The 24,638-nt window shown below is 62.8% G+C and carries 21 protein-coding genes; 10 read left to right on the top strand and 11 right to left on the bottom strand.

The window, feature by feature from the left end; translation table 11 throughout:
• Positions 1–3 precede the first annotated feature (3 nt).
• From dxr to lpxB, 8 genes are all read left to right on the top strand, one after another.
• A complete protein-coding gene (gene dxr, locus MHY87_RS13395) occupies positions 4–1,170 on the top strand; it encodes a 1-deoxy-D-xylulose-5-phosphate reductoisomerase (protein WP_239352423.1) in 1,167 nt (388 codons plus the stop codon).
• A gap of 33 nt (positions 1,171–1,203) precedes the next feature.
• Positions 1,204–2,346 carry an RIP metalloprotease RseP gene (gene rseP / locus MHY87_RS13390; protein WP_239352422.1) on the top strand — a complete coding sequence of 381 codons (1,143 nt, stop codon included), beginning with the start codon at positions 1,204–1,206 and terminating at the stop codon, positions 2,344–2,346.
• Between the two features lie 215 nt (positions 2,347–2,561).
• Positions 2,562–4,970, top strand: coding sequence for an outer membrane protein assembly factor BamA (gene bamA, locus MHY87_RS13385; RefSeq protein ID WP_239352421.1), 2,409 nt, complete (start codon positions 2,562–2,564; stop codon positions 4,968–4,970).
• A gap of 36 nt (positions 4,971–5,006) precedes the next feature.
• Positions 5,007–6,071, top strand: a complete 1,065-nt coding sequence (gene lpxD / locus MHY87_RS13380) for a UDP-3-O-(3-hydroxymyristoyl)glucosamine N-acyltransferase (RefSeq protein WP_239352420.1) — start codon at positions 5,007–5,009, stop codon at positions 6,069–6,071.
• Positions 6,072–6,110: 39 nt separating this feature from the next.
• Positions 6,111–6,575, top strand: coding sequence for a 3-hydroxyacyl-ACP dehydratase FabZ (gene fabZ, locus MHY87_RS13375; protein WP_091134855.1), 465 nt, complete (start codon positions 6,111–6,113; stop codon positions 6,573–6,575).
• Positions 6,575–7,384 (top strand): acyl-ACP--UDP-N-acetylglucosamine O-acyltransferase, encoded by an 810-nt coding sequence (gene lpxA / locus MHY87_RS13370; RefSeq protein ID WP_239352419.1) that lies wholly within the window; start codon positions 6,575–6,577, stop codon positions 7,382–7,384. The genes fabZ and lpxA overlap by 1 nt, the downstream gene beginning before the upstream one ends.
• 6 nt (positions 7,385–7,390) lie before the next feature.
• On the top strand, positions 7,391–8,308 hold the full coding sequence (locus MHY87_RS13365; protein WP_239352418.1) for an LpxI family protein: 918 nt from the start codon (positions 7,391–7,393) through the stop codon (positions 8,306–8,308).
• Positions 8,301–9,491, top strand: coding sequence for a lipid-A-disaccharide synthase (gene lpxB, locus MHY87_RS13360; RefSeq protein WP_239352417.1), 1,191 nt, complete (start codon positions 8,301–8,303; stop codon positions 9,489–9,491). Before MHY87_RS13365 ends, lpxB begins: the two co-directional genes overlap by 8 nt.
• A gap of 3 nt (positions 9,492–9,494) precedes the next feature.
• Here the strand turns inward: lpxB and MHY87_RS13355 are convergent, their stop codons facing one another.
• A complete protein-coding gene (locus MHY87_RS13355) occupies positions 9,495–9,905 on the bottom strand; it encodes a hypothetical protein (RefSeq protein WP_239352416.1) in 411 nt (136 codons plus the stop codon).
• Positions 9,906–10,096: 191 nt separating this feature from the next.
• Here MHY87_RS13355 and MHY87_RS13350 point away from each other — a divergent pair, with 191 nt between their 5' ends.
• A complete protein-coding gene (locus MHY87_RS13350; protein WP_239352415.1) occupies positions 10,097–10,708 on the top strand; it encodes a hypothetical protein in 612 nt (203 codons plus the stop codon).
• Positions 10,709–10,774: 66 nt separating this feature from the next.
• On the opposite strand, the gene gltA is transcribed toward MHY87_RS13350, so the two are convergent.
• Both gltA and gltX read right to left on the bottom strand, forming a co-directional pair.
• On the bottom strand, positions 10,775–12,064 hold the full coding sequence (gene gltA, locus MHY87_RS13345; protein WP_239352414.1) for a citrate synthase: 1,290 nt from the start codon (positions 12,062–12,064) through the stop codon (positions 10,775–10,777).
• A gap of 176 nt (positions 12,065–12,240) precedes the next feature.
• Positions 12,241–13,668, bottom strand: coding sequence for a glutamate--tRNA ligase (gltX, locus tag MHY87_RS13340; protein ID WP_239352413.1), 1,428 nt, complete (start codon positions 13,666–13,668; stop codon positions 12,241–12,243).
• Between the two features lie 135 nt (positions 13,669–13,803).
• Between gltX and MHY87_RS13335 the strand changes: the two genes are divergently transcribed.
• On the top strand, positions 13,804–16,074 hold the full coding sequence (locus MHY87_RS13335) for a ComEC/Rec2 family competence protein (protein WP_239352412.1): 2,271 nt from the start codon (positions 13,804–13,806) through the stop codon (positions 16,072–16,074).
• Here the strand turns inward: MHY87_RS13335 and lexA are convergent.
• The 8 genes from lexA to MHY87_RS13295 all read right to left on the bottom strand — a co-directional run bounded on the left by lexA (position 16,052) and on the right by MHY87_RS13295 (position 24,511).
• On the bottom strand, positions 16,052–16,756 hold the full coding sequence (gene lexA, locus MHY87_RS13330; RefSeq protein ID WP_239352411.1) for a transcriptional repressor LexA: 705 nt from the start codon (positions 16,754–16,756) through the stop codon (positions 16,052–16,054). The two genes, MHY87_RS13335 and lexA, sit on opposite strands and share 23 nt — an antisense overlap.
• A 110-nt stretch (positions 16,757–16,866) precedes the next feature.
• Positions 16,867–18,123 (bottom strand): gephyrin-like molybdotransferase Glp, encoded by a 1,257-nt coding sequence (gene glp / locus MHY87_RS13325; protein ID WP_239352410.1) that lies wholly within the window; start codon positions 18,121–18,123, stop codon positions 16,867–16,869.
• Positions 18,120–18,596 (bottom strand): cyclic pyranopterin monophosphate synthase MoaC, encoded by a 477-nt coding sequence (gene moaC / locus MHY87_RS13320; RefSeq protein WP_239352409.1) that lies wholly within the window; start codon positions 18,594–18,596, stop codon positions 18,120–18,122. The genes glp and moaC overlap by 4 nt, the downstream gene beginning before the upstream one ends.
• A complete protein-coding gene (gene trpC, locus MHY87_RS13315; RefSeq protein WP_239352408.1) occupies positions 18,593–19,393 on the bottom strand; it encodes an indole-3-glycerol phosphate synthase TrpC in 801 nt (266 codons plus the stop codon). The genes moaC and trpC overlap by 4 nt, the downstream gene beginning before the upstream one ends.
• Positions 19,394–19,400: 7 nt before the next feature.
• Positions 19,401–20,414: an anthranilate phosphoribosyltransferase gene (trpD, locus tag MHY87_RS13310; RefSeq protein ID WP_239352407.1), complete on the bottom strand. Its 1,014-nt coding sequence runs from the start codon at positions 20,412–20,414 to the stop codon at positions 19,401–19,403.
• A gap of 19 nt (positions 20,415–20,433) precedes the next feature.
• Entirely contained in the window at positions 20,434–21,042 is a 609-nt protein-coding gene (locus tag MHY87_RS13305; RefSeq protein WP_239352406.1) for an aminodeoxychorismate/anthranilate synthase component II, read from the bottom strand.
• A 40-nt stretch (positions 21,043–21,082) separates the two neighbouring features.
• Positions 21,083–22,603 (bottom strand): anthranilate synthase component I, encoded by a 1,521-nt coding sequence (gene trpE, locus MHY87_RS13300; protein WP_239352405.1) that lies wholly within the window; start codon positions 22,601–22,603, stop codon positions 21,083–21,085.
• Positions 22,604–22,606: 3 nt separating this feature from the next.
• The gene (locus MHY87_RS13295) at positions 22,607–24,511 is read right to left on the bottom strand and encodes a peptidylprolyl isomerase (protein ID WP_239352404.1); all 1,905 of its coding nucleotides are present in this window, start codon (positions 24,509–24,511) and stop codon (positions 22,607–22,609) included.
• Positions 24,512–24,638 lie beyond the last annotated feature (127 nt).

Here is a 24,638-nt window from a genome sequence, read left to right as displayed (position 1 = left end):
TTCATGGCACGTTCTCTCACGATCCTCGGAGCCACCGGTTCCATCGGCCGCTCCACGGCGGATGTCGTTCTGGCTCAGCGGGAGAAGTTTCAGGTCGAAGCGGTCGTCGGCGGGCGCAACGCCCAAGCCTTGGCCGAGACCGCAAAGCGCCTGGGGGCGAGGTTCGCGGCGCTGGCCGATGAGAGTGCCGGTCCCGACCTGCGACAAGCCCTTGGCGGAACCGGAATTGCATGTGGAGCAGGCCGCTCCGCCGTGCTCGAGGCCGTTGATCGCCCTGCCGATGTCGTGCTTGCCGCCATCAGCGGAACTGCAGGGCTGGAGCCAACGCATGCAGCCCTGAAATCGGGGAGGCGGATTGCTCTCGCCAACAAGGAAAGCCTTGTCTGCGCAGGCAGTGCCTTCATGGCCGATGCGCGCCGCCTCGGCGTCGAGATCACGCCTGTGGATTCCGAGCACAATGCCCTCGATCACGCCCTGTCGGCTGGCCGTAATCGGGATGTGGAAAAAGCGGTGATAACCGCAAGCGGCGGCCCGTTCCGAACCTGGAGCCGGGACCAGATCGAGAAAGCCGATGCCAAGCAAGCATCCGCTCATCCGGTCTGGTCCATGGGCTCCAAGATCAACATCGACTCGGCCACCCTGATGAACAAGGGGCTTGAGCTGATCGAGGCTCATCACCTCTTCGACCTGGAAGCCGAGCGCCTCGACGTGCTCGTCCACCCCGAGGCCATCGTCCATGGGCTGGTGCAGTGGACGGACGGTGCCGTCACCGCCGGGCTTGCCCTTCCGGACATGAAGGTGCCCATCGCCAATGCGCTGCATGACGGGGTGCGACTTTTCATGGATCTTCCACGTCTCGATCTTGCCGCGATTGGCCGCTTAACCTTCGAGCGAGCCGATGAGGCGCGGTTTCCGTGCCTGACCTTGGCCAAGGCAGCGCTTCAGGCTGGAGGGGCTATGCCGACGATCCTGAACGCCGCCAACGAGATCGCGGTCGAGGCCTATATGGCGGGCGAAATAGGATTTTATGCAATATCTGAGATAGTTGAGACGGTTTGCTCAACTTCTTCCGCAGGCGGGAAAGCTCCTGCGACGGTCCCGGATGCTCTTGCCATCGATGGCGAGGCCCGGGCCCTGGCGCGGCGGCTCGTTCCTGCAAAACGCATATAAGGCGCTCTTGGAAGGAGCGCGAAAGGAATCATCATGGAATGGCTTTCAGCAATCGCCGGCATGACAGGGTCTTTCGCCCTGACGATCTTTGCCTTCCTTGTGGTGCTGTCGGTGGTCGTCTTCATCCACGAATACGGCCATTACTGGGTTGGGCGCCGCTGCGGAATCGGCGTGTCGGCCTTCTCGATCGGTTTCGGGCGCGAGCTGATCGGCTGGACGGACAAGAACGGCACCCGCTGGAAAATCTCGGCGATTCCCCTCGGCGGCTATGTGAAGTTCGTCGGCGACATGAATGCGGCAAGCGTTCCGGACAGCCAGGGCGTTCAACAAATGTCGCCTGAGCTGCGGGCCATCAGTTTTCCCCATCAAAGTGTCGCCAAGCGCGCCGCCACCGTAGCGGCCGGTCCTATGGCCAATTTCATCCTGGCGATCGCGATCTTCGCGGGCTTCAACTACTTCAGCGGCCGCATGGTCCTGGAGCCGGTGATCGAGCGGGTGATCCCTGGCAGCGCGGCCGAAGCGGCCGGCTTCCAGCCTCATGACGTGATCCGATTCATCGACGGCACGCGGATCGAAACCTTCGCCGACATGCAGATGATCGTCAGCTCCAGCTCGGGCGAGGCGCTCAACTTCGTGGTCGATCGCGATGGCCGGGAGGTAAGCCTCACGGCAATTCCCAAGGTGGAAGAAAGAGATACGCCCTTTGGCAAGCAGCGCATCGGCCTTCTCGGCGTTCAGGCCCCGCAGGATCGCTCGGCCATCAAGCGCATCTCCTATGGCCCCTTGGAGGCCCTGAAGGCAGGCGCTGTCGATACTTGGAATCAGGTGGACCGCACCTTCAACTTCCTGCGCCGTCTCATCCTGGGTCGCGAATCCATCGACCAGCTTTCTGGCCCTGTCGGGATCGCTCGAATCGCGGGGACGGCCTATGAGATTGGCGGGCTCTACAGCCTGGTGAACCTCATCGGCTTCATGTCGGTATCGATTGGGCTTATTAACCTTTTCCCGATTCCGCTGCTCGATGGCGGGCATCTTCTATTCTATGCCATCGAGGCCGTCCGCGGGCGGCCACTGAGCGAAAGGGCCCAGGAAATCGGCTTCAGGATAGGCTTTGCCTTCGTGGCGACGCTGATGATCCTGGCGACCTGGAGCGACCTGACCCGCTCGTTCGGGTGAGGGCTCGTTCACCTTGTCACAAGTTTTGTGGCGGGTTGGGCGTGACAAGGACGCCACGCCGGTGGAAAAATTGCTACTCTGTTTTGCAAGTGCCGTTTGCAATAGCGGCGAAAGTTTGTACAAGCGGGGCAGCACCGATAGGGTTGGGACACCTGTCTCCACTCTGCGGGGGGTAAGCCCCGCGATAGACAAAGTATAAAGAAACGGGCCAGTTGATGATGTCGACGACCACGCCACGCCGGAAGAAGCCGGCAGCCACCGCAGTGATCGCCATGAGCGCGCTGATGGCGGGCCTCACCGTTGCGGATAGCGCTCTCGCTCAGCGCGCGCAGCAGACGGGCCGCCGCGCTTCCGTCTCTCAAGGGCCCCTGATCAACCGTGTTGTCGTCGAAGGCAACAGCAAGGTGGACAAGGCGATTCTCGAGGGAGAACTTCAGGTTCGCGCCCGCACTTCCGTGAATCAGGCCGCCATCGATGCCGACGTGCAGCGGATCCTCGAGATCTACCGCCGTCAGGGCCGTGGTCTTGCTCAGGTGACGCCGCGTATCGTGGACCTGCCGAATGGTCGCGTCGACGTGGTCTACACCATCGTCGAGGGTGACAAGACGGGCGTGAAGGACATCGTCTTTGTCGGCAATAACCAGGTTTCTTCCAGCCGTCTGCGTGGTGTCATGCAGACCACCGAGACCAATATCCTCAGCTTCCTCAAGAGCTCGGATGTCTATGACGCTGATCGCCTTGCCAACGACCTGGAGCTGATCCGTCGCTACTACCTCAAGAACGGCTATGCGGATTTCCGCATCGTTTCCAACGAAGTGACGTTCGATGCCGCTCGTGGCGGCTACGTCGTTACCATCGTGGTCGAAGAAGGTGAACAGTACCGCGTCGGCAACGTGAACATCGATTCCCGCGTTCCGGCTGTGGACGCCGAGGCTCTGCGCGGCGACCTGTCGATCTCTGCCGGCTCGGTCTACAACGCCGACGCCGTCCAGAAGTCGGTGCAAGCCATGACGCGCACCGTGGGTCGCCAGGGTAATCCCTTCGTGCAGATCCGCCCCGTCGGCACCCGCGATCCCGCGAGCCGCACGGTCAATATCGGCTATGTGGTCGAAGAAGGCCCGCGCATCTACATCGAGCGCATCAACGTTCGTGGCAACAGCCGTACCCGCGACTACGTGATCCGTCGTGAGTTCGAGCTGGGCGAGGGCGATGCCTACAACCAGGTGATGATCGACCGCGCCGAGCGTCGCCTGACGAACCTCGGTTACTTCAAACAGGTCCGCATCTCCAACGAGCCAGGTTCCTCGGCTGACCGCGTGATCGTGAACGTGGACGTGGAAGATCAGTCCACCGGTTCCTTCTCGATCTCGGGTGGTTACTCGACGGCTGACGGCTTCATCGGTGAAGTCGCGGTCACCGAGACGAACTTCCTGGGTCGTGGCCAGTTTGTCCGCGTGGCGGGTCAGCTCGGCCAGCGCAGCAACGGCGTCGACTTCTCCTTCACGGAGCCTTACTTCCTCGGCTACCGCATGGCTGCGGGTATCGATCTGTTCTCGAAGTTCAGCGACCAGACCCGGTATTCCCGTTACGAGAACCGCATGACCGGCGGTCAGCTCCGTCTCGGCCTGCCGATCACGGAAGAGTTCACTCTGACCCTGCGCTACTCGCTGTATCAGCAGGATCTGGAGATCCCGAACGACGAGGAGAAGCCGTACAACGACTGCTCCGCGCCGATCGCAGGCTATACCCGACTTGCCAATGGCGCCATTTCGACGGGCGCGCCGGGCGAAGTTGCATCGCGCAACTTCTGCCAAGGCAACGGTGAAGCTTCGCTGGCCATCAAGGAATCGCAGGGTGAGACGCTCACCTCGCTCGCGGGCCTGACATTCAACTACAACACCCTCGACAACACCCGTGATCCGCGCAACGGCTTCTACGCCGAAGCGAAGACGGACTTCGCCGGTCTCGGCGGCGACTCGCGCTACTTCCGCGCCACCGGTGATGCTCGCTACTACCGCGAGATCTTCGAGGATGTGGTTGGTATCGCTCGCGTCCAGGGTGGTCACATCGTGGGCATCGGTAACAACGGCAGCGAAGGTAACGACCTGCGCATCGTCGACCACTTCTTCATGGGCCCGTCCCTGGTTCGCGGCTTCGCCACGAACGGTATCGGCCCGCGCGATATCTCGACGGTTGACTCTGCGGCGAACGCCGTCGGCGGCACCACCTATTTCGGCGGTACGCTCGAAATGCAGTTCCCGATTTTCGGTCTGCCGCGTGAGCTGGGCCTGAAGGGTGCAGTCTTCGCCGATGCCGGTACGCTCTACGGCTATGAGGGCCCGACCCAGTTCGGCGTCAATGGCGGCACCATCTTCGCTCCGGATGGCGGTGTCACCTGCAACACGAATCCGAATGCTCCGCAGAACTGCATCAATGTTCTCGACAGCCACAAGATCCGTTCGTCGGTCGGTGCCTCGCTTCTGTGGGCATCGCCCCTCGGTCCGATCCGCTTCGACTACGCGATTGCTCTTTCCAAGGAAGAGGGCGAGCTGCAGGCGAATGGCACTCGGGTCGGTGCCGACCGCACCCAGGCCTTCCGCTTCTCGGGTGGTACACGCTTCTAATCGGGGAGGGCGCCTTCGGGGCGCCCTCGCTTTTTCATGACAGAATCAATTTTCTTTCCGCAGCGCCAGACGCTTAACCTGCGTCAGGTCACGGAGATGGCGCAGACAACGCTCCCCGACGGTGCCGACGGGGAGTTTTTGCTTAAAGGCGTCGCTCCGCTCGAGAGCGCCGGGCCGAACGATTTGGCCTACATGGATAACCCGGCTTATGTCGCCGCCTTGGGAGCGACCCAGGCCGGTGTTTGCCTCGTCACGCCTCGCTTCGCGGCGAAGGTGCCATCAAAGACTATCGCCATCGTGACCCCGCTGGCCTACCGCGTCTTCGCGCAGGTCATGGGCCATATGTTCCCGTCCGCCATGCGGCCGGAGTCGTCTTTTGCCGCCACGGGCATCTCGCCCGGCTCTTTCGTGCATCCTTCCGCGCGCCTCGAACATGGCGTGACGGTGGATCCCGGCGCCGTCATTGGGCCTCACGCGGAGATCGGGGCAGGAACCGTCATCGGTGCTCACACGGTCATCGGTCCGCATGTGAAGATCGGCCGTGATTGCTCGCTCTCGCCGCACGTGAGCGTGTCCAACGCCTTCATCGGCAACCGGGTCATCCTGCATCCGGGCGTGCGGATCGGGCAGGATGGCTTCGGCTTCGCCATGGGGCCGCAAGGCCATCTCAAGGTGCCGCAGATCGGCCGCGTCATTATCCAGGACGATGTGGAGATCGGCGCCAACACCACCGTGGACCGGGGCGCGAGCCGCGACACGGTGATCGGCGAGGGCACCAAGATCGATAACCTGGTCCAGATTGGCCATAACGTGGTCATCGGCCGCCATTGCGTGATCGTCGCCCAGGTTGGCATTGCCGGCTCGACGACGCTCGAAGATTACGTCGCTCTCGGCGGCCAGGTTGCCGTCAGAGGTCATGTGCGGATCGGCATGGGCGCGCAGATCGCCGCCACCAGCGGCGTGAATGGCGATGTTCCCGCCGGCGCGCGCTGGGGCGGAGCTCCTGCCAAGCCGATGCGCGAATGGTTCCGCGAAATCACCGCCCTGAAAAAGCTTGCATCCAAGGGCGATTCCGACAAAGACGACGGCGCATCTTCCTAAAAGCAAAGATAACGCCAGGCCTATCCGGAGTATTCTGTCATGTCCGAAGCGCCCGCTACGCTTCAAACCGCCGATATCCTCGAGATCCTCGAGCTGTTGCCGCACCGCTATCCTTTCCTGCTGATCGACAAGATCATTGAGATCGACGGCGACAATTCGTGCATCGGCATCAAGAATGTCACCTTCAATGAGCCACAATTCACGGGCCATTTCCCGTCGCGTCCGATTTTCCCGGGCGTGTTCCTCATCGAGGCCATGGCTCAGACCGCGGGCGCGATCTGCGTGAAGTCCAAGATCGCTCAGCAGGAGAAGCCCAAGCAGGTTTTCTTTATGACGATTGATAAGGTGAAGTTCCGCAAGCCGGTCGAGCCCGGCGACCGGGTCGAGTTTCATATGAAGAAGCTCAACAACCGCCGCAACATGTGGTGGTACAAGGGCGAGGCTAAGGTCGACGGCGTGCTCGTCTGCGAGGCTGAAGTCAGCGCCATGCTGGTGACCGACTGATGGAAAGCGTGATCCATCCCTCCGCTGTCATCGAGGATGGCGCCAAAATCGGCGCGGGTGTGAAGATTGGCCCGTTCTGCACCATCGGGCCGGAGGTCGAACTCGGCGACGGCTGCCAGCTCATGAGCCACGTAGCACTCGCCGGCAAGACGAAGATCGGCGCGCGCACGCGCATCTTCCCCTTCGCGTCCCTCGGCCACATCCCGCAGGACCTGAAGTATCGCGGTGAGCCCTCGACGCTGGACATCGGTTCCGATTGCATGATCCGTGAAGGCGTGACCATGAACCCGGGCACTGAAGGCGGCGGCCTGCGCACCGTGATCGGGGACCGCTGCACCTTCCTCGCAGGCTCGCATGTGGGCCACGACACGAAGGTCGGGAACGACTGCATCCTGTCGAATAACGTGATGCTGGCGGGCCATGTGACGGTCGGCAATTTCGTGATTTTCGGCGGCGGCTCCGCCGTCATCCAGTTTGCACGCGTCGGCTCACATGCCTTCGTCGGCGGATTGTCGGGGCTTGAGAACGATCTCATTCCTTATGGCATGGCCATGGGCAACCGTGCGCATCTCGCCGGTCTCAACATCATCGGCATGCGCCGCCGCAACTTTACCCGCGAGCAGATTCACGACATCCGCCGCGCCTATCGTCTGCTGTTCGCAGATGAGGGCACGCTTGCCGAGCGGGTCGAGGACGTGGCGGGCGAGTTCGACGATCATCCCTTCGTGCACGAGATTCTGGACTTCATCCGCGAAGGCAAGGATCGCTCGATCTGCACGCCCCGGGACCCGGTCAGCAACGCCGGCTGAGGCCGAATGAAATCTAAGCACGAAACAACAACAGGAGCCGGCTCCCATGGGCCGGCTCGTGATTCAAGCGGCCCGATTGCGATTGTCGCCGGAAGCGGACGGCTTCCGATTCAGGTTGTCGAGCATCTCGAAAAAACTGGCCAGGAGTATCGCGTTCTCGCCTTCCGTGGCTTCGCTGCTCCTGAGTTGCGCAAGAAGGCCCACGCGAATGTGGACCTGCTCGACCTCAAGACCATTCTCAGCACCCTGGATGCATGGAAGCCAAGCGCGGTCTCCCTCGTCGGCGCCGTGCGCCGCCCCGGCTTCTCGGCCTTGCTCGGGGCCTATTCGGCCCTGCGCAACATGCAGGAGGTGAAGGAGGTCATCACCCGCGGCGACGATCAGGTTCTGCGGGGCGCCGTCATGCTCATCGAGGAGCGCGGGCATCGCGTGATCGGTGCGCACGAGCTTGCTCCCGATCTTGTTGCTGCGCGCACCTTGAGCGGTTCGTTGACGCCCAACGAGGATGACCGGCAGGCCATTACGGTGGGGCTCGATCTTCTCGCATCGCTGTCTTCTTTCGACATCGGACAGGGCGCCGTGATCGCTCGCAATCATGTGCTCGCTATCGAGGGGCCTGAGGGCACCGACCGCATGCTGGTGCGAGTGGCCGGTTTTCGCCAATCCTGGTTCGGCCTTCGCCGCCGCAAGGAGGGCGGGGTACTGATCAAGGCCGCCAAACGCGGTCAGGATCTCCGCGTCGACATGCCGACCATCGGTCCGCGCACCGTCACCGAGGCTGCGAAAGCGGGCCTCTCCGGCATTGCCATCGGCGCGGGCTCTACCTTCGTGCTGGAGCAGGAGGAAACCCTTCGCACCGCCGACCGCCTCGGCCTCTTCCTCGTTGCCGTCGATCTGCCGTGGATGGAGGCTTACCGTGACTGACACGAAGCCGTTGAACATCTGGATCGTGTCAGGTGAGGAATCGGGCGATCAGCTCGGCGCGAAGCTCATGCGCGCGCTGAAAGCACGACTTGGAGCCGAGCGTCTGCGCTTCGGCGGCGTCGGCGGACATGCCATGGAGGCGGAAGGGCAGAAGAGCCTGTTTCCGCTCGAGGACATCGCCGTCATGGGCATCGTCGCCGTCATCGCGCGGCTCCCGACGGTGCTCAACCGGATCAGGCTGACAGCCGATGCGGTGGTGGCTGCCAATCCGGACATTCTCATCATTATCGACAGCCCCGATTTCACGCATCGTGTCGCCAAAGCCGTACGCAAGCGCGCGCCGCATATTCCGGTGGTGGATTACGTGAGCCCCTCCGTCTGGGCCTGGCGTCCGGGCCGGGCCGCGAAGATGCGCGCCTATGTCGATCATCTGCTGGCGTTGCTGCCTTTCGAGCCCGATGCACATAAGCGCCTCGGCGGTCCGCCCACGACTTATGTGGGCCATCCGCTGATCGAGCGCGTGAAGGAGTTCAGGCCGGTTGAAGGCGAGCGCGATTCCAGCAAGGACGGGCCCGTAAATCTCCTCGTCCTGCCCGGAAGCCGCCGCTCCGAGGTCAGCCGCCTGCTCGATACCTTCGGCGAGGCGCTGAAGCTGCTGCAACAGCGCTCGGCTCGTACCTTCGAGGTCACGATTCCGGCTGTGCCGCATCTCGTACACGCAATCCGTGAAGGCACCGCCTCCTGGAGCGTGAAGCCGCGTATCGTAGAAGGCGAGGCCGCCAAGTGGCAGGCCTTCCGTAGCGCGGATGCGGCGCTTGCCGCTTCCGGCACAGTGACGCTAGAGCTCGGCCTCTCCGGCATTCCGATGGTCGTGGCCTACAAGGTGTCGTGGATCGAAGCGCTGATCCTGCGACCGCTCATCAAGGCGCAATCCATCGTGCTCACCAATCTCGTACTCGGCGAGAACGCAATTCCTGAATTCATCCAGGAGGATTGCACGCCGGAAACATTGGCGGCGGCGGTAATGCCGCTTCTGTCCGACACGCCGGAGCGCCATGCGCAGGAGGCCGCTTTGCAGCGCCTCGATGAGTTGATGCGGATCGGTGACGAAATGCCGAGCGAGCGGGCAGCGCGGATCGTCGATGAGGTCTTGGAAGAAGGCAGGTCTGCGTTCAGAGGCTAGAGCCTAGCCGCCCTGTCCGTGGTCCATGGCTTTCCGGAATACGGCCTCATAAGCAAAAGTGCACGCGGCGCTCTGTGGGCAAGTCCAGACAAGCCGTAGCGGAAGCATAATAAGAACAAGCGCAGCGAGAGCGCTCATACCGAGCTTCGCACCCGTTGTGTTCCGGGGGCGAAAACCGATCACGAGGAAATAAAGGCCTTGGGCATAGCAGGCGAGGATAAGAATCTCGGCAATCCATTCGATATCTCGCGCATAAGGGCTTCGGTATCCATCCGGAAAACCCATCATGCCGAGTTGGAACATGTTCAGAAACCCAACGGCAAATGAGAACAGAGCCCAGAGAATTGCAATGATACGGATAAAGGCCATACCCGGCCTGGATGCCGTGGGCTGGGCAGAATCTGAAGTGGCCATCGAGGCTTTCGTCAGTGATCGAGAGAATGTTGCATCGATCTTAGAATAGGCCCTCAACAACGAAAAGAGGCCCCGAAAGATGCCTCACAAGTGGATTGTTGAGGAGACGCTTCAAAACAATGCTCGATACCTCGCTGCGTAGAGTCGGTTATTGTGTTTCTCTGTTCTTGCTCTCTGATCGGGGGACGGCGATGGGTGTGAAGTGGGGATGGGGCAGAGGCGTGATCAGCGTGTTTGCTCTGTGCATGACGGTATTCGACGCGCAGGCGGATAGCCTCAAATGCGAAGGCCCATTCGCGAAGGATACGAGCCACAAGCGCCTCGTGGAGGCTTTCGGCCCGTCCAACGTGACGCTTGAATCTATCTACGGTGCCGAGGGTATCGAGATGAAGGCGAGCGTGATCTTTCCTGCGGATCATGAGCGCCGTGTTGAGGTGATGTGGTGGGACGAGGAAAGTCGGAGCCGCCCATCCTTCATCCAGGTCGCCGGCACAGGCTGGACTGGCACACAGGGCGTGCGCGTCGGCATGTCTCTGAGTGAAGTCGAAGCCATCAACGGTAAGCCGTTCTCGCTCTATGGCTTCAGCTGGGATTATGGCGGGACGGCGGTCGACTGGAAGAAGGGCAGGCTCGCAGAGGCACTTGGCGGCTGCACCTTACGGGTGGTGTTCGCGCCGGATGAGAATACAAGCGAAGCGGCTCTGAACCGGGTTGGTGGCGATACCGTCTTCAGTTCATCCTCAAAGGGCATGCGGGCCGTGAAGCCCCGAGTGCAGAGGCTGAGCGTCGGTTATCCGGAATAAGCGACGATTGCGCACAAAGAAAAAGGGGCCTTCCGGCCCCTTTCTCGTATCCGTTATTGGATAGTCTTATCCGCGCTGGGCAACCGTCACGTAGTCGCGCTCTGGCGAGCCCGTGTAGAGCTGGCGCGGACGGCCGATGCGCTGGGACGGATCTTCGATCATCTCGCTCCACTGGGCGATCCAGCCGACCGTGCGGGCCAGCGCGAAGAGCACCGTGAACATGGAGGTGGGGAAGCCCATCGCCTTCAGCGTGATGCCCGAATAGAAGTCGATGTTCGGGTAGAGCTTCTTCTCGACGAAGTAATCGTCCTTCAGCGCAATCTGCTCCAGCTCCATGGCGACGTCGAGGAGCGGATCGTCCTTGATGCCGAGTTCGCTGAGCACTTCATGCGTTGTCTTTTGCATGATGCGCGCGCGGGGGTCGTAGTTCTTGTAGACCCGATGGCCGAAGCCCATCAGGCGGAACGGATCGTTCTTGTCCTTCGCCTTGGCGATGTACATCGGGATCTTGTCGGGCGTGCCGATCTCTTCCAGCATCTTGAGGGCGGCTTCATTGGCGCCGCCGTGAGCGGGGCCCCAGAGGCAGGCGATGCCGGCCGCGATGCAGGCGAAGGGATTAGCGCCCGAGGAACCGGCGAGACGCACGGTCGAGGTCGAGGCGTTCTGCTCGTGATCGGCATGCAGGATGAAGATACGGTCGAGAGCGCGCGAGAGAACCGGGTTCACCTTGTACTCTTCAGCCGGAACGGCGAAGCACATGCGCAGGAAATTCGAGGTGTAGTCCAGATCGTTCTGCGGATACACGAAGGGCTGGCCCACATGGTACTTGTAGGCCATGGCGGCGAGCGTCGGCATCTTCGCGATCATGCGCATGGAAGCGACCATGCGCTGGTGCGGATCGGAGATGTCGGTGGAGTCGTGATAGAAGGCCGAGAGCGCGCCGACGCAGGCGACCATGATCGCCATCGGGTGCGCGTCGCGGCGGAAGCCGGTGAAGAACCGGTTCATCTGGTCATGCACCATGGTGTGACGCGTGACGCGGTAGTCGAAATCGGCCTTCTGAGCGGCTGTCGGCAGCTCTCCGTAGAGCAGCAGGTAGCAGGTCTCGAGGAAGTCGCCATGCTCTGCAAGCTGGTCGATGGGGTAGCCGCGATAGAGCAGGACGCCCTTGTCACCGTCGATGTAGGTGATCTTCGACTCGCAGGATGCGGTCGAGGTGAAGCCGGGGTCGTAGGTGAACATCCCGGTCTGGCCATACAGCTTCGAGATGTCGATGACGCTCGGGCCGATAGTGCCCTCTTTCACCGCCAGGTCCACGGCCTTGTTGTCGACTGAGAGTGTGGAGTTGGAACTCATGGGTCTTCGCCCTTTCAGCAGGAGGCCGGGCATAACCTAGAGCAGCCGAGCGCTCGGAGGAGGGCCTCCGGGCTAAGCTGCCGGACCGAGGTCAGCCGGTCGGAAGGAGAATGTGGGGCCTTCGGTAGCTTATCCGTTGGACCCCCGCAAGCACGTCTAAAGGCGAGGTGCGCCTGCTATGCAGCAGGCGCATCCTTCAATTGATCTTGAAGCCGCAACAGGGTTTCGTCTCTGCCCAAAACCGCCATCACGTCGAAGAGCCCGGGGGAGGTCGCCCGGCCAGTGAGAGCGGCACGCAGGGGCTGCGCGACCTGTCCGAGCTTGGCTCCAAGGGCCTCCGCATGCTCGCGCACCACGGCTTCCACGCTCTGGGCGTTCCAGTCGTTCAGCCCCCGTAGCTTCTCCACGATGCCATCAAGGCGCGGGCGGCCATCGGTAATGAGGCCTGCCGCTTTTTCCTCCAGCTTCAGCGGGCGCTGGGCGTAGAGGTAATAGGCGCTGTCGAGCAGCTCCACGAGATTCTTGGCGCGCTCCTTCAGTCCGGGCATGGCGGCAGTGAGCTTTTCCCGCAGTTCAGGGCTGAAGGTCGGGCCAAGTCCGCGCTCTGCACCGATCTCCGGCAAAATCTCCTCGATGGCCTTCACAAGATCCTCGTCTGCTGACTGGCGCATGTAGTGGCCATTGAGGTTTTCGAGCTTGGCGAAGTCGAAGCGCGCCGGCGAGCGGCCAATATTCTTGAGATCGAACGCGTCGATCATCTCCTGCGTCGAGAAAATCTCCTGATCGCCATGGCTCCACCCGAGGCGCACGAGATAATTGCGAAGCGCTTCGGGCAGATAACCAAGAGCGCGATAGGCCTCGACGCCGAGCGCGCCGTGGCGCTTCGAGAGCTTGGCTCCATCCGGACCATGGATGAGCGGAATGTGCGACATGCTCGGCACATCCCAGCCCATGGCCTGATAGATCTGCGTCTGGCGGGCAGCATTGGTCAGGTGGTCGTCGCCACGGATCACGTGGGTCACGCCCATGTCGTGATCGTCCACTACCACGGCGAGCATGTAGGTGGGCGTTCCATCCGAGCGCAGCAACACGAGATCGTCGAGATCCTTGTTCTGCCACACCACGCGGCCCTGCACCTCGTCCTCCACCACCGTTTCGCCCTCGGTGGGGGCTTTCAGGCGGATCACGGGTTTCATGTCCTTCGGGGCCTCGGACGGGTCGCGGTCGCGCCAGCGGCCGTCATAGCGGGAGGGGCGGCCCTCCTTGCGAGCAAGCTCGCGCATTTCCTCCAGCTCCTGCTGGGATGCATAGCAGTAATAGGCACGGCCCTGGGCCAGCAGCGTCTCGGCGACCTCCCGATGGCGGGCAGCGCGGGCGAACTGATAGACCACGTCGCCGTCCCATTCGAGGCCAAGCCATTTCAGGCCGTCGATGATGGCCTCGATGGCGGCATCCGTGGAGCGTTCCCGGTCGGTGTCCTCGATGCGCAGCAGCATCTTGCCCCCATGCCGCTTGGCATAGAGCCAGTTGAACAGGGCCGTGCGTCCCCCGCCGATATGCAGGAAGCCGGTGGGCGAGGGAGCGAAGCGGGTGACGACGGTCATCGCAAGGAACCTTGGTTGGAATTCTTGAATATTAACGCGGCCTTGTGGCGCGTTCTCCCGGCTCATCCACAGGGTGGTTTGGGCCGGAGCGTGGGCTCGTCTAGCATGCAACCGACCCCGCGTTAAGCCAAAGCCATGACCCTAGACAACAAAGGAGAGACGAGCCGGATCCCGCGCAGCCTCGCGCGGGCCATGGCGTTGCCTCGCCCGTCCGGTCTGGCGCTCGACTGGGGTGCTCTCGACTGGCGTGGGCGGTTGGAACAAAGCCTCACGCAGGAGATCGAGCAGAGGCGGGTTTTTCCCTGGATCGCCGTGTGCTTCGGCCTCGGTATCGTGCTTTTCTTCCAGGCCGAGAGTCCGGCGCTATGGGCGCCTCTCGCGGCGTTGATGCTATTCACAGCCGCCGCTGTGCGGCTACGCCACAATCTCTTCGCTCTTTGCATCTGTGTCGGCCTTGGTGCGCTATTTGCCGGATTTTCGGCAGGTGTGATCCGCACACGCAGCGTCGACGCGCCGGTTCTGACGCGCATCGTGATCGCGCCGTTGTCGGGTTTCATCGAGGCGGTGGAGGACCGGGAGGAGGGCAAGCGCATTCTGCTGCGCGTCATCTCTCTGCAAGGCACCACCGACATCGAACGTCCGGAGCGCGTGCGCGTCTCCATCCGGAAGGGAGACAACCTCTCGGCCGGCCATTTCATCAGCGGCACCGCGCGCCTGCTGCCGCCTCCGCAACCCGCCTGGCCGGGGGGATATGATTTCGCCCGCGATGCCTATTACAAGGGGATCGGCGCGGTTGGCTCGTTCACGGGCACGGTGCGCCAGAGCGCGCCGCCAACGTCGCCCGATTGGTCCTTGTGGCTTGCCGCGCATGTGGACGAAGCGCGCAATACGCTGACGCAACGCATCGCTTCCGCCATCGGCGGCGCTGCGGGCGGTGTCGGTGCTGCGCTCGTTACAGGCAAGCGCGGACTCATCGCTGAGCCCACCAACGATGTCCTGCGCTCGGCGGGCATCTATCACATCGTCTCGATATCGGGCCTGCACATGGTGCTCGCGGCGGGTACTTTCTTCTGGCTCGTGCGTGCGTTGCTCGCTTTGAGCCCAAGTCTTGTGCTGCTTTGGCCCGTGAAGAAAATCGCCGCTGTCGCCGCCATGATCGGCGCAACGGCCTACTGCATTTTCTCAGGCTCCGATGTGGCCACTGAGCGATCGCTCATCATGACGCTTGTCATGTTCGGAGCCGTGCTCGCGGATCGTCCGGCGCTGAGCATGCGGAACCTCTCCATTGCTGCCATCATCGTGCTCGCGCGTGAGCCTGAAGCCTTACTCGGCCCGAGCTTTCAAATGTCGTTCGGGGCAGTCGCCGCGATGATGGCGCTTGTGCCGCTCATGCAATGGCGCAGAGACGAAGGTGCGCCTTCAACCCTGATCGAAAAAGCATTCTCGTGGGCCGGCCGTTCCGCCTTCGGCCTCATCACGACCACACTCGTGGCTAGTCTCGCAACTGCTCCCTTCGCGGCCTATCACTTCCAGAGCCTCAACCCTTACGGCCTCATCGGCAACGCACTCGCCTTGCCGCTCGTGTCGCTGGTAGTGATGCCCGCCGCCGTTCTCGGTGTGCTCGCTTACCCGTTCGGTCTCGATGCGCCGGTCTGGATGTTGATGGGGCTTGCCGTCGAAAAGGTGCTTGATGTTTCCGCTTGGGTCGGCGGCTTCAGCGGTTCGACCGTTGTCGTGCCCGCACTCAGCATCGGTGCTTTGGCGTTCCTGAGCCTAGGCCTGCTCGTGTTGACGATCCCGGCCTCGCATCTCAGATGGTTTGCGCTTGTTCCCGCCGGTGCCGGGCTGGCCTTTGCTGCCACACCGCATCGTTACGACATCTATGTAGATCGAGAGGTGGCGGGGGCGGCGATCCGCAACGGACACGGAGAGCTCTCCCTGGTCGGCAGGCCCTCCGGCTTCGTCGCGGAGCAATGGCTGCGAGCCGATGGCGATGCGCGCAATGCGGACGATGCCTCGCTCAAGCAGTCGGCACGATGCGACAGGCTGGGCTGCACTGTCGAGACAAGCGGGCAGCGCATCGTCGCCTTTGTTCAGGAGTTCTCGGCTTTCGAGGAGGATTGCCGACGCGCTGCCATTGTCATCACGCGGCTCGATGCGCCTGAAAATTGCGGTGCGACCGTGGTGTTGGATCGCAAGGCACTTGCGGAGCGCGGCGCGACCGCTATTCGTCTCGGGCAGGGTGGCCTGGACATTCAATCCGTAAGGAAAGGTCAGGAGACACGCTCCTGGACTGTCACAGCGAAAGCATCGCCGACTTCCACCCAGGACAGGCCGCGCAGAGCACGGCCCGTTCCTGAGCAGGATATCCCGGAAGACGAGATCAGTAGCGGCGAACCAGACTGACGAGCTTGCCCTGGATCTTCACCCGGTCGGGGCCGAGCACGCGGGTCTCGTAGGCTTGGTTGGCGGCTTCAAGCGCGATTGAAGAACCACGGCGGCGGAAGCGCTTGAGGGTCGCTTCCTCGTCGTCGATGAGCGCCACGATGATGTCGCCGGTATTGGCCGAATCCTGACGGCGGATCACCACGAGGTCGCCATCGAGAATGCCGGCTTCCACCATCGAGTCACCACGCACCTCCAGAGCGAAGTGATCGCCCTGAGCAAGGAAATCGCCCGAGAGGGTGATGGAATGGCTGGGGTTCTGGATCGCGGAGATCGGCGTACCGGCGGCGATCCGGCCCATGACCGGGATCGAGGCGCTGTCGCGATAACGCTCCTCCGCCACAGGCCGCGGAGCAGGCTTCTTCTCGGTGAGGCCGCCTTCGACCACACTCGGCGTGAACCGGCGCTGGCCGGCAGCCGCGCCGACGGATTCGGGCAGGCGGATCACTTCGAGAGCGCGGGCGCGGTTCGGCAGGCGGCGGATGAAGCCGCGCTCCTCCAGCGCCGTGATGAGACGGTGAATGCCGGATTTCGACTTGAGGTCGAGCGCATCCTTCATTTCGTCGAAGGACGGCGGAACCCCGGTTTCACGCAGCCGCTCATGGATGAAGCGGAGCAATTCGTGCTGCTTGCGCGTGAGCATGACAGACCCTTACTGCTCCCGAGAGGAGCGATTCTGGAAAAACAAAGCAAGAACAAGTTAGCCGTTCCTGCTGTGTTCCGCAAGTCCATGCTCAAGCTGAAGTGGAATATTCAGCAAAATCGCCCGAGTCGGATGATCCGGCAAGGCTCTCCGGCCTGGGCGGCGGGCGCGTGCGGTGGGCGCACCAGCAGCGCCTCGGAGCGCTCAAGGATGCTGAGCATCGACGAATCCTGCATCAGGTGCGGCGTGGCGACCGGGAGGGGCATGCGCTCGGTGCGCTGGGTGAGTGCGACTTCGAAATCCTCGCAGGCCAGCGAGGCGCGCATGTAATCTTGCCTAGGACCGTTGGCGGGTAGGTCTGCGCCGAGGATCGCGGCTTCTGTCGGGTCGGCATCGGGCCGTGCATCACCGAGGAGAGCGCGGATGGTGGGGACGAGGAAGAGGACGGCGCAGACGAGGGACGAGACTGGATTGCCAGGCAGGCCCAGCAGCGTCATGTCTCCGAGCTTTCCATGCATGAGCGGCTTGCCGGGGCGAAGCGCCACGCGCCAGAAGCCGAGTTCCATGCCCTGGCGCTGCAGGGCCTGCTGCACGAGGTCGTGCTCGCCAACGGATGCACCGCCGAGGGTGACAAGAATGTCGGCCTTCGCGTCGCGCGCGGCCTGGATACGCTCGCCTAAGGATTCGAGCGTGTCGCGCGCGATCCCGAGATCGATGGCTTCGCCTCCGGCCTTTTCCACCATCAGCGCGGTGGCGGGAAGGCTCGATGCAGTGATCTGATCGGGGCCGACCGGTTCGCCCGCACGAACCAGCTCGTTGCCTGTCGCGAGGATGGCGACACGCGGCTTGCAGCGTACGGGCAGCGTGCCGTGGCCCATGGCGGCGGCAAGGCCGATATGGCGGGCATCGAGGCAGAGACCCGCCTGCAGCAACACATCGCCCGCCGCAAAATCGAGTCCGGCTTTACGGATGTGCTGGCCGTGGCGCGGGCGCTCCTTGACGGTTACGTGGTCGCCGGATCGCTCCGTGTCTTCCTGAATGATGATCGTGTCGGCGCCATCCGGCAAAGGCGCACCGGTGAAGATGCGAACCGCTTGCTGCGGTCCGACATTACCGGGAAAGCGCTGGCCCGCCGCACTCGTGCCGATCACCTGCAACGTTGCGGGCACATGATCCGCATCGATGCTGCGGACGGCGTAACCGTCCATGGCGGAAGCCGGAAAGGGCGGTTGATCACGAAGGGCACTCACGTCCTCGGCCAGAGCGCGACCTGCGCACTGGCTCAACTGCACATGCTCGATGGAAACCGGCTTATCGACGCTTGCCAGCACACGGGACAGCGCATCTTCGACCGGAATCAAGCTCATGGCGCCTCGTATATTCCAGAGCGCCCGCCGCTCTTCATGCGAAGCCGCACGCTCTCGATCCGCATGCCTTTGTCGGCGGCTTTGACCATGTCGTAGATCGTCAGGCACGCGACGGAAACGGCAGTGAGCGCTTCCATCTCGACACCGGTCTGGCCCGACACCTTCACCTCTGCGGTCACGCGTACGCCAGGGAGCGTGTCATCGAGCGTGCAATCTACCTTCACCTTGGAAATGAGCAGGGGATGGCAGAGCGGGATCAGCTCGTGTGTGCGCTTGGAGGCCATGATGCCCGCAAGGCGCGCGGTGCCGAGCACATCGCCCTTCTTCGCATCGCCCTGACGGATCAGAGCGAGCGTTTCCGGTTGCATCACTACGCATCCCTCGGCAATCGCGGTGCGGCTGGTCATGTCCTTTTCAGAGACGTCGACCATGTTGGCCTCGCCGCTCACGTCGAGATGCGTGAGCTTAGTCATGCCGCTTCGCCGAAGAGAAGGCGCTTGGTGGCCGCCGTTACATCGGCCTGACGCATCAGGCTCTCGCCCACGAGGAAGGTGTTGATGTTCACCTTCTGTAGGCGCTCGATGTCGTCGAGCGTGAAGATTCCGCTCTCGCCGACGATGATGCGGTCGGACGGGATCAACGGAGCAAGCTCCTCGCTCACGGTAAGCGATACCTCGAAGGTCCGAAGATTGCGGTTGTTGATGCCCACGAGCTTGGTGCCGAGCGGGATCGCACGTTCCAGCTCCGCGCGGTCATGGACCTCGACCAGCACGTCCATGCCGAGTTCGTGCGCGGTGTCGATCAGCGCGCGCGCTTCATCGTCCGATACGCTCGCCATGATCACGAGGATGCAATCGGCACCCCATGCGCGCGCCTCATAGACCTGGTACGGCTCGAACATGAAATCCTTGCGGAGCGCCGGAAGTCCGGAGGCCTCGCGCGCCTGATTCAGGTACTCGGGCTTGCCCTGGAACGAAGGCTCGTCGGTGAGAACGGATAAGCATGACGCGCCGCCATCCGCATAAGCCTTAGCGAGACTCGGCGGGTCGAAATCGGCGCGTATGAGGCCTTTCGAGGGGCTTGCCTTCTTCACCTCGGCGATCAGCGAGGGACGGCCTTCGGATAGGTGGCGCTCGATAGCCTTCGCGAAGCCGCGTGTCGGCGGCATGGCGAGTGCGCGGCGCTTCATCTCTTCGAGCGGGACGGCCACTTTCGCCGCCGCGATTTCCTGGCGCTTGTAGGCTTCAATCTTGCTCAGCACGTCGCTCATGCCAGCCTCACGCGTTCGAGACTTTGACGAGACGCTCCAGCGTACCCTTCGCTGCGCCACTGTCGAGGGCCTGCGAGGCGCGCTCCAGGCCGTCACGAAGGTTTGCCGCAGCATCCGCGATCACAAGGGAGGCGGCTGCATTCAGAAGCGCCACATCGCGATAGGCATTGCGGGTGCCGTCGAGCACAACGCGAAGCGCCTTCGCATTGTGCTCCGGATCGCCGCCCTTCAGATCGTCGAGCTTGGCGACCGGCAGGCCCACTTCGTCTGGCGTCACTGTGAAGCGGCGGATCGCGCCGTTCTCGAGAGCGGACACGAAAGTCGGGCCGGTCGTGGTCATCTCGTCGAGGCCATCGGAGCCGTGCACGGTCCACACCTTGCGGGAGCCCAGCTCCTTCATGACCTGTGTCAAAGGATCAAGCCAAGCTTCTGAGAAAACTCCCAAAAGCTGGTTCTTGACGCCCGCCGGATTGGAGAGAGGGCCGAGCAAATTGAAGATCGTGCGGGTGCCAAGCTCCACGCGTACCGGCGCCACATGGCGCATAGCGGCGTGGTGGGTCTGGGCGAACATGAAGCAGACGCCTGCTTCCTTCACGCAGCGCTCCAACCCCTTCGGGTCGAGGCCGAGCTTCACGCCAAGGGCAGCAAGCACGTCCGCCGTGCCGGATTTCGAGGAGGCCGCGCGGTTGCCATGCTTGGCCACCGGCACGCCGCAGGACGCGACGATGATCGAGGCCAGCGTCGAGATGTTGTAGCTACCGGAATGGTCGCCGCCTGTTCCAACGATGTCGATGGCATTCTCGGGCGCCTTAACGGGAAGCATGCGACCGCGCATGGCGGAAACCGCGCCGACGATCTCGTCAAGCGCCTCGCCGCGAACACGCAGCGCCATGAGGAACGCGCCGCCCTGGGCGGGCGTCACTTCGCCGGAGAGCAGGTCGTCAAATGCCCATCGCGCCTCGTCCCGGGTCAGCGATGCGCCGGTAGCGACTTTGGCGAGATAGGACTTGAAGGATTCCATTGCTTTAGTGCCTTGGGAGTTAAGCAGCGCTCGGGCGGCGCTTGGCATTCCAGGCCGCCGCCAGATCGAAGAAATTGCGCATGATCGTCACCCCATGCTCCGAGAGGATGCTTTCGGGGTGGAACTGCACGCCATGAATGGGAAGCGAACGGTGCGACAAACCCATGACGAGACCGTCAGCGGTTTCCGCCGTGACGGTGAGATCTGCCGGGCAGGTTTCCCGGTCTACGATCAGGGAATGATAGCGAGTCGCCTTGAACGAGCCGTTGATGCCGCGAAACACCGTTTGCCCGGAATGCTCCACCTCGGACACCTTGCCGTGCATGGGCAACGGCGCGCGGGAAACCGTGCCGCCGAAAACCTGCCCGATGGCCTGGAGGCCGAGGCACACGCCGAAGGTCGGGATCGTGGGCGAGGCGCGCTTCACGAGATCGAGGCAGATGCCTGCTTCATTGGGGGTGCAGGGGCCAGGTGAGAGCACGATGGCATCCGGCAGCGAGGCCAAGACCTCGTCCGTGGTTATGGCATCGTTGCGCACAACCTCCACCGAGGTTGCGAGAGGGCCGAGCAGGTGCACCAGATTCCAGGTGAAGCTGTCGTAATTGTCGATCACGAGAACGCGGGTCATAGCGCACCGACGTTCGCGTAATGAGAGAGGGTGGTCAAGTTCATTGCCCGATCCTCGCTTGGCTTGCGAAGCGCACGGCCTCTTCGGCGGCCTTGAACAGGGCCTTGGACTTGTTGATGCATTCCTGCTGCTCTGAGGCCGGGTGTGAATCGTAGACGATGCCAGCGCCCGCCTGAACGGCCATGCGCCCATCCTTCACCAGAGCGGTACGCAGCACGATGCAGGTATCCATCTCGCCGTTCGCGCCGAAATAACCGACGCAACCGGCGTAAGGCCCGCGCTTATCTTTCTCCAGCTCGTCGATGATCTGCATGGCGCGAACCTTCGGCGCACCGGAAACTGTGCCTGCCGGGAAGCCTGCGACCAGCGCGTCGAGCGCGTCGAAGGTGGGGTCTAGCCTGCCTTCCACGTTCGAGACGATGTGCATCACCTGGCTGTAATATTCGAGGAAGAAGGAATCCGTGACCTGCACGGACCCCATTTCCGCCACGCGGCCCACATCGTTGCGGCCGAGATCGAGCAGCATCAGGTGCTCGGCGCGTTCCTTCTGGTCGGCGAGCAGGCTTTCCGCATGGGCGCGATCCTCTGCTGCCGTCTTGCCGCGTGGGCGTGTGCCGGCGATGGGGCGGATCGTGACCTTGCCGTCGCGCATCCGCACCAGAATTTCCGGCGAGGAGCAGACGATCTGGAAATCCTCGAAATCGAGATAGCAGAGGAACGGAGCCGGGTTCACACGCCGCAGGGAGCGGTAGAGCGCGAAGGCGGGCAGGGGGAAAGCCGACTCGAAACGTTGCGACAGCACCACCTGGAAAATGTCGCCGGCGCGGATGTATTCCTTCGCCTTCGCCACCATGGCCTCGAACTCGCCCGGCGTGGTGTTCGACACCGGCGAATCGAAATGAATGGCGGTTGGGTCGCTGCGATCCTCGATAGGCAGCGGCAATTCGAGCGCCTGCGTGACCTCGTCAATGCGCGAAAGAGCCACCTCGTAAGCGGCCTTCGCCGACACGCCCGGTTGCGGGCGCACGGGCGTGATGAGCGAAATCTCATCCTTCACCGCATCGAACACCACCATCATCGTCGGGCGGATGAGGATGGCGTCCGGCACCTTCAGCACGTCGGTGTTCGGCTCTGCCAGACGCTCCATCTGGCGCACCATGTCGTAGCCGAGATAGCCGAACAGGCCCGCCGCCATGGGCGGAAGATCGTCGGAGAGCGGAAGGGCGCTTTCCTTGATCAGCGCGCGAAGGCTGTCGAGGGCGGGAAGGTCGTCTTTGACGAACTGCTTGTCGCGGGTGATGGCATTGCGGTCGATGGAAGCGACGCCGTCCTGGCATCGCCACACGAGATCCGGATCGAGACCGATCATCGAGAAGCGGCCGCGCGTGGCGCCGCCTTCGACGGATTCCAGCAGAAAGGCGGAGCCCTTCCGATGGTGCCGCAGCTTGATGAAGGCTGCGACGGGGGTGAGAAGATCGCCTACGAGGGTGGCGCGCAGGACACCTGCCTCGCCCTCATCATAGGCCTTCGCGAAAGTCTCGAAATCGGGCGCAATGCTCATGGATCAGAATTCGCCGGTACCGCTGCCTGTCGCCTGCTGCAAGGCCTGCTGGTTGATGGTGACACCGAGGTTCTGGCGGACCTGGGTGATGTACTCATTGATGAGGTCGTCACTCATGCCGTTCCGCAGCTGAGTATCGATGGTCTGCGCTTCCTGCGTAGTGCCTGCCATCGGGGGCACGGTGGCCGCCGTGACCTTGAAGACAGCTCGGGAATCCGCAGCGTTCGCCGCATTGCCCGCCTTGCCCACCGGAGTAGCGAAGATGCGGTTCACGGCCTCGGCCGAGAGATCGTCCTTGTTCGCATTGCGGGCGAGATCGGTGGCGTTTTTCACAGGAGTGTTCACCTCCTGCGCGACAGCCTCGATGGCCTCGCCCTTCTCAAGACGCTCAGTGAGCTGGCGGGCCTTCTCGGTCAGGCGCTGGCCGATCTGGTCGTCACGCCACTGCGCCGCCACCTGGTCGCGAACCTCGTCGAGGGTCTTCTCGCGGGAGGGCTCGATGCCCGTCACGTCGAACCAGACATAACCGGTCGCAGTGCGAAGAGCCTCGTTGTCCACACCCATATCGGAGGCGAAGGCCGCCTTGGCGATTACGTCGCGCTCCGGCGCATCCACCTGCTTCCCGGCCTTGTCGCGGCCTTGGGCGTCGATGGCGGGGATCTGGATGAGAGCCAGGCCCTTTTCCTTGGCGATGTCGGCAAGAGGCTTGGCGCCGGCGCGCAGATCCTCGATCTGATCGTGGATCTTTTCGATCTCGCTCTGGGCGCGTTCGCGGGCGACTTCTCCGCGAATTTCGGCAGCAACCTCCTCGAAGGGACGCACGGCTTCCGGCTGGATCTGCGTGACGCGTAGGATCACGGGGCCGAAGCGTCCGGAAACCGGGGCGCTCACGCCGTTCTGCTCTAGCGCGAAAGCGGCCTCGGCCACAGCAGGGTCGAGCATCTCCGCGCGCGTGAACGTGCCAAGCTCGAGACCGGTGGCTGAGACGCCACGCTCGGCGGCAACGGCATCGAAGGTCGTGCCTTCCTTGATCTTGGCGGAAGCGGCCTGCGCATCGTCCATGGAGGTGAAGGGGATCTGCTGGATCGTGCGGCGCTCGGGCTGACCGTACTTCGCCTTCTGCTGCTCGTAACGCTGGCGGGCGTCAGCATCCGAGACCGCATCCGACTTCGCGATGGCGGCTGCGTCTAGCGCCATGGCGTTGACGGCACGGTATTCCGGAGCCCGGAAGGTGCCCTTGCGCTCCTCATAGAAGCTCAGAAGCTGCTCGTTGGTGGGGGCGGGAATGTCGCCGGCCAGGGCTGCGGTGAGCACGAGATAGGCGGCGCTGCGGCGCTCCGTGGTGTAGCGGTGAAGGGCGTCCTTGGCGGCGACTGGCACGGTCACGTCGCCTGCGAGAGCCTCCGCCAGATGGGCGCGCGCCATGGAAGCACGCTGCTCCTGCACGAATCCAGCCTCGGAGAGACCGGCATTGCGGAGCGTCTGGTCGAACAGGGCGCGGTTGAACTGGCCGTCGGCTCCCTTGAAGGCCGGGTTGTCGACGATGGAACGAGCCACGAGCTCATCCGAGACGGAAAGTCCCAGACCCTTGGCCTCTTCCGCCATCACAGCCTCGGTGACGAGGCTGTTGAGAACCTGCTGGTCGAGGCCGAGCATGCGGGCCTGTTCCGGCGAGATCACCGTGCGGAACTGGCGGCCTAGTTGCTGGAGCTGATTGGTGTAGGCATTGCGCACCTGATTGACCGAGATCGTGGTCTTGCCCACCTCCGCCACTGTCGAGGCCGGCTGGGCGCGGAAGATGTCGCCGATGCCCCAGATGGCGAAGCTGACGATCAAGGCGCCAAAGAAGATGAAGGCAATGGCTTTGCCGAACACTGTCTGACCGGCCTTGCGCATGTTCCGAAGCATCGTGAACCCGTTCTCAAAAAACTCGTTTCACAGGGCGATAGCCCATCAAAGGCCCGGGGAAAAGGGCAAGTCTGGTTGAAAGAAGCCCCAAGCCTCTGCTACTGCCAACTTATCAAGCGTGACAGGA

The organism is Microvirga sp. ACRRW, from assembly GCF_022346925.1.
Taxonomy (GTDB): Bacteria; Pseudomonadota; Alphaproteobacteria; order Rhizobiales; family Beijerinckiaceae; genus Microvirga.
The sequence above is the reverse complement of the archived record's forward strand: the minus strand, read 5'-3'. Positions and strand labels throughout refer to the sequence as shown.

Bases quoted from the DNA above. Each gene is read 5' to 3' on its own strand.
- dxr (WP_239352423.1), top strand. From the start codon at position 4: ATGGCACGTTCTCTCACGATCCTCGGAGCCACCGGTTCCATCGGCCGC.
- rseP (WP_239352422.1), top strand. From the start codon at position 1,204: ATGGAATGGCTTTCAGCAATCGCCGGCATGACAGGGTCTTTCGCCCTG.
- bamA (WP_239352421.1), top strand. From the start codon at position 2,562: ATGATGTCGACGACCACGCCACGCCGGAAGAAGCCGGCAGCCACCGCA.
- lpxD (WP_239352420.1), top strand. From the start codon at position 5,007: ATGACAGAATCAATTTTCTTTCCGCAGCGCCAGACGCTTAACCTGCGT.
- fabZ (WP_091134855.1), top strand. From the start codon at position 6,111: ATGTCCGAAGCGCCCGCTACGCTTCAAACCGCCGATATCCTCGAGATC.
- lpxA (WP_239352419.1), top strand. From the start codon at position 6,575: ATGGAAAGCGTGATCCATCCCTCCGCTGTCATCGAGGATGGCGCCAAA.
- MHY87_RS13365 (WP_239352418.1), top strand. From the start codon at position 7,391: ATGAAATCTAAGCACGAAACAACAACAGGAGCCGGCTCCCATGGGCCG.
- MHY87_RS13355 (WP_239352416.1), bottom strand. From the start codon at position 9,905: ATGGCCACTTCAGATTCTGCCCAGCCCACGGCATCCAGGCCGGGTATG.
- MHY87_RS13350 (WP_239352415.1), top strand. From the start codon at position 10,097: ATGGGTGTGAAGTGGGGATGGGGCAGAGGCGTGATCAGCGTGTTTGCT.
- gltA (WP_239352414.1), bottom strand. From the start codon at position 12,064: ATGAGTTCCAACTCCACACTCTCAGTCGACAACAAGGCCGTGGACCTG.
- gltX (WP_239352413.1), bottom strand. From the start codon at position 13,668: ATGACCGTCGTCACCCGCTTCGCTCCCTCGCCCACCGGCTTCCTGCAT.
- MHY87_RS13335 (WP_239352412.1), top strand. From the start codon at position 13,804: ATGACCCTAGACAACAAAGGAGAGACGAGCCGGATCCCGCGCAGCCTC.
- lexA (WP_239352411.1), bottom strand. From the start codon at position 16,756: ATGCTCACGCGCAAGCAGCACGAATTGCTCCGCTTCATCCATGAGCGG.
- glp (WP_239352410.1), bottom strand. From the start codon at position 18,123: ATGAGCTTGATTCCGGTCGAAGATGCGCTGTCCCGTGTGCTGGCAAGC.
- moaC (WP_239352409.1), bottom strand. From the start codon at position 18,596: ATGACTAAGCTCACGCATCTCGACGTGAGCGGCGAGGCCAACATGGTC.
- trpC (WP_239352408.1), bottom strand. From the start codon at position 19,393: ATGAGCGACGTGCTGAGCAAGATTGAAGCCTACAAGCGCCAGGAAATC.
- trpD (WP_239352407.1), bottom strand. From the start codon at position 20,414: ATGGAATCCTTCAAGTCCTATCTCGCCAAAGTCGCTACCGGCGCATCG.
- MHY87_RS13305 (WP_239352406.1), bottom strand. From the start codon at position 21,042: ATGACCCGCGTTCTCGTGATCGACAATTACGACAGCTTCACCTGGAAT.
- trpE (WP_239352405.1), bottom strand. From the start codon at position 22,603: ATGAGCATTGCGCCCGATTTCGAGACTTTCGCGAAGGCCTATGATGAG.
- MHY87_RS13295 (WP_239352404.1), bottom strand. From the start codon at position 24,511: ATGCTTCGGAACATGCGCAAGGCCGGTCAGACAGTGTTCGGCAAAGCC.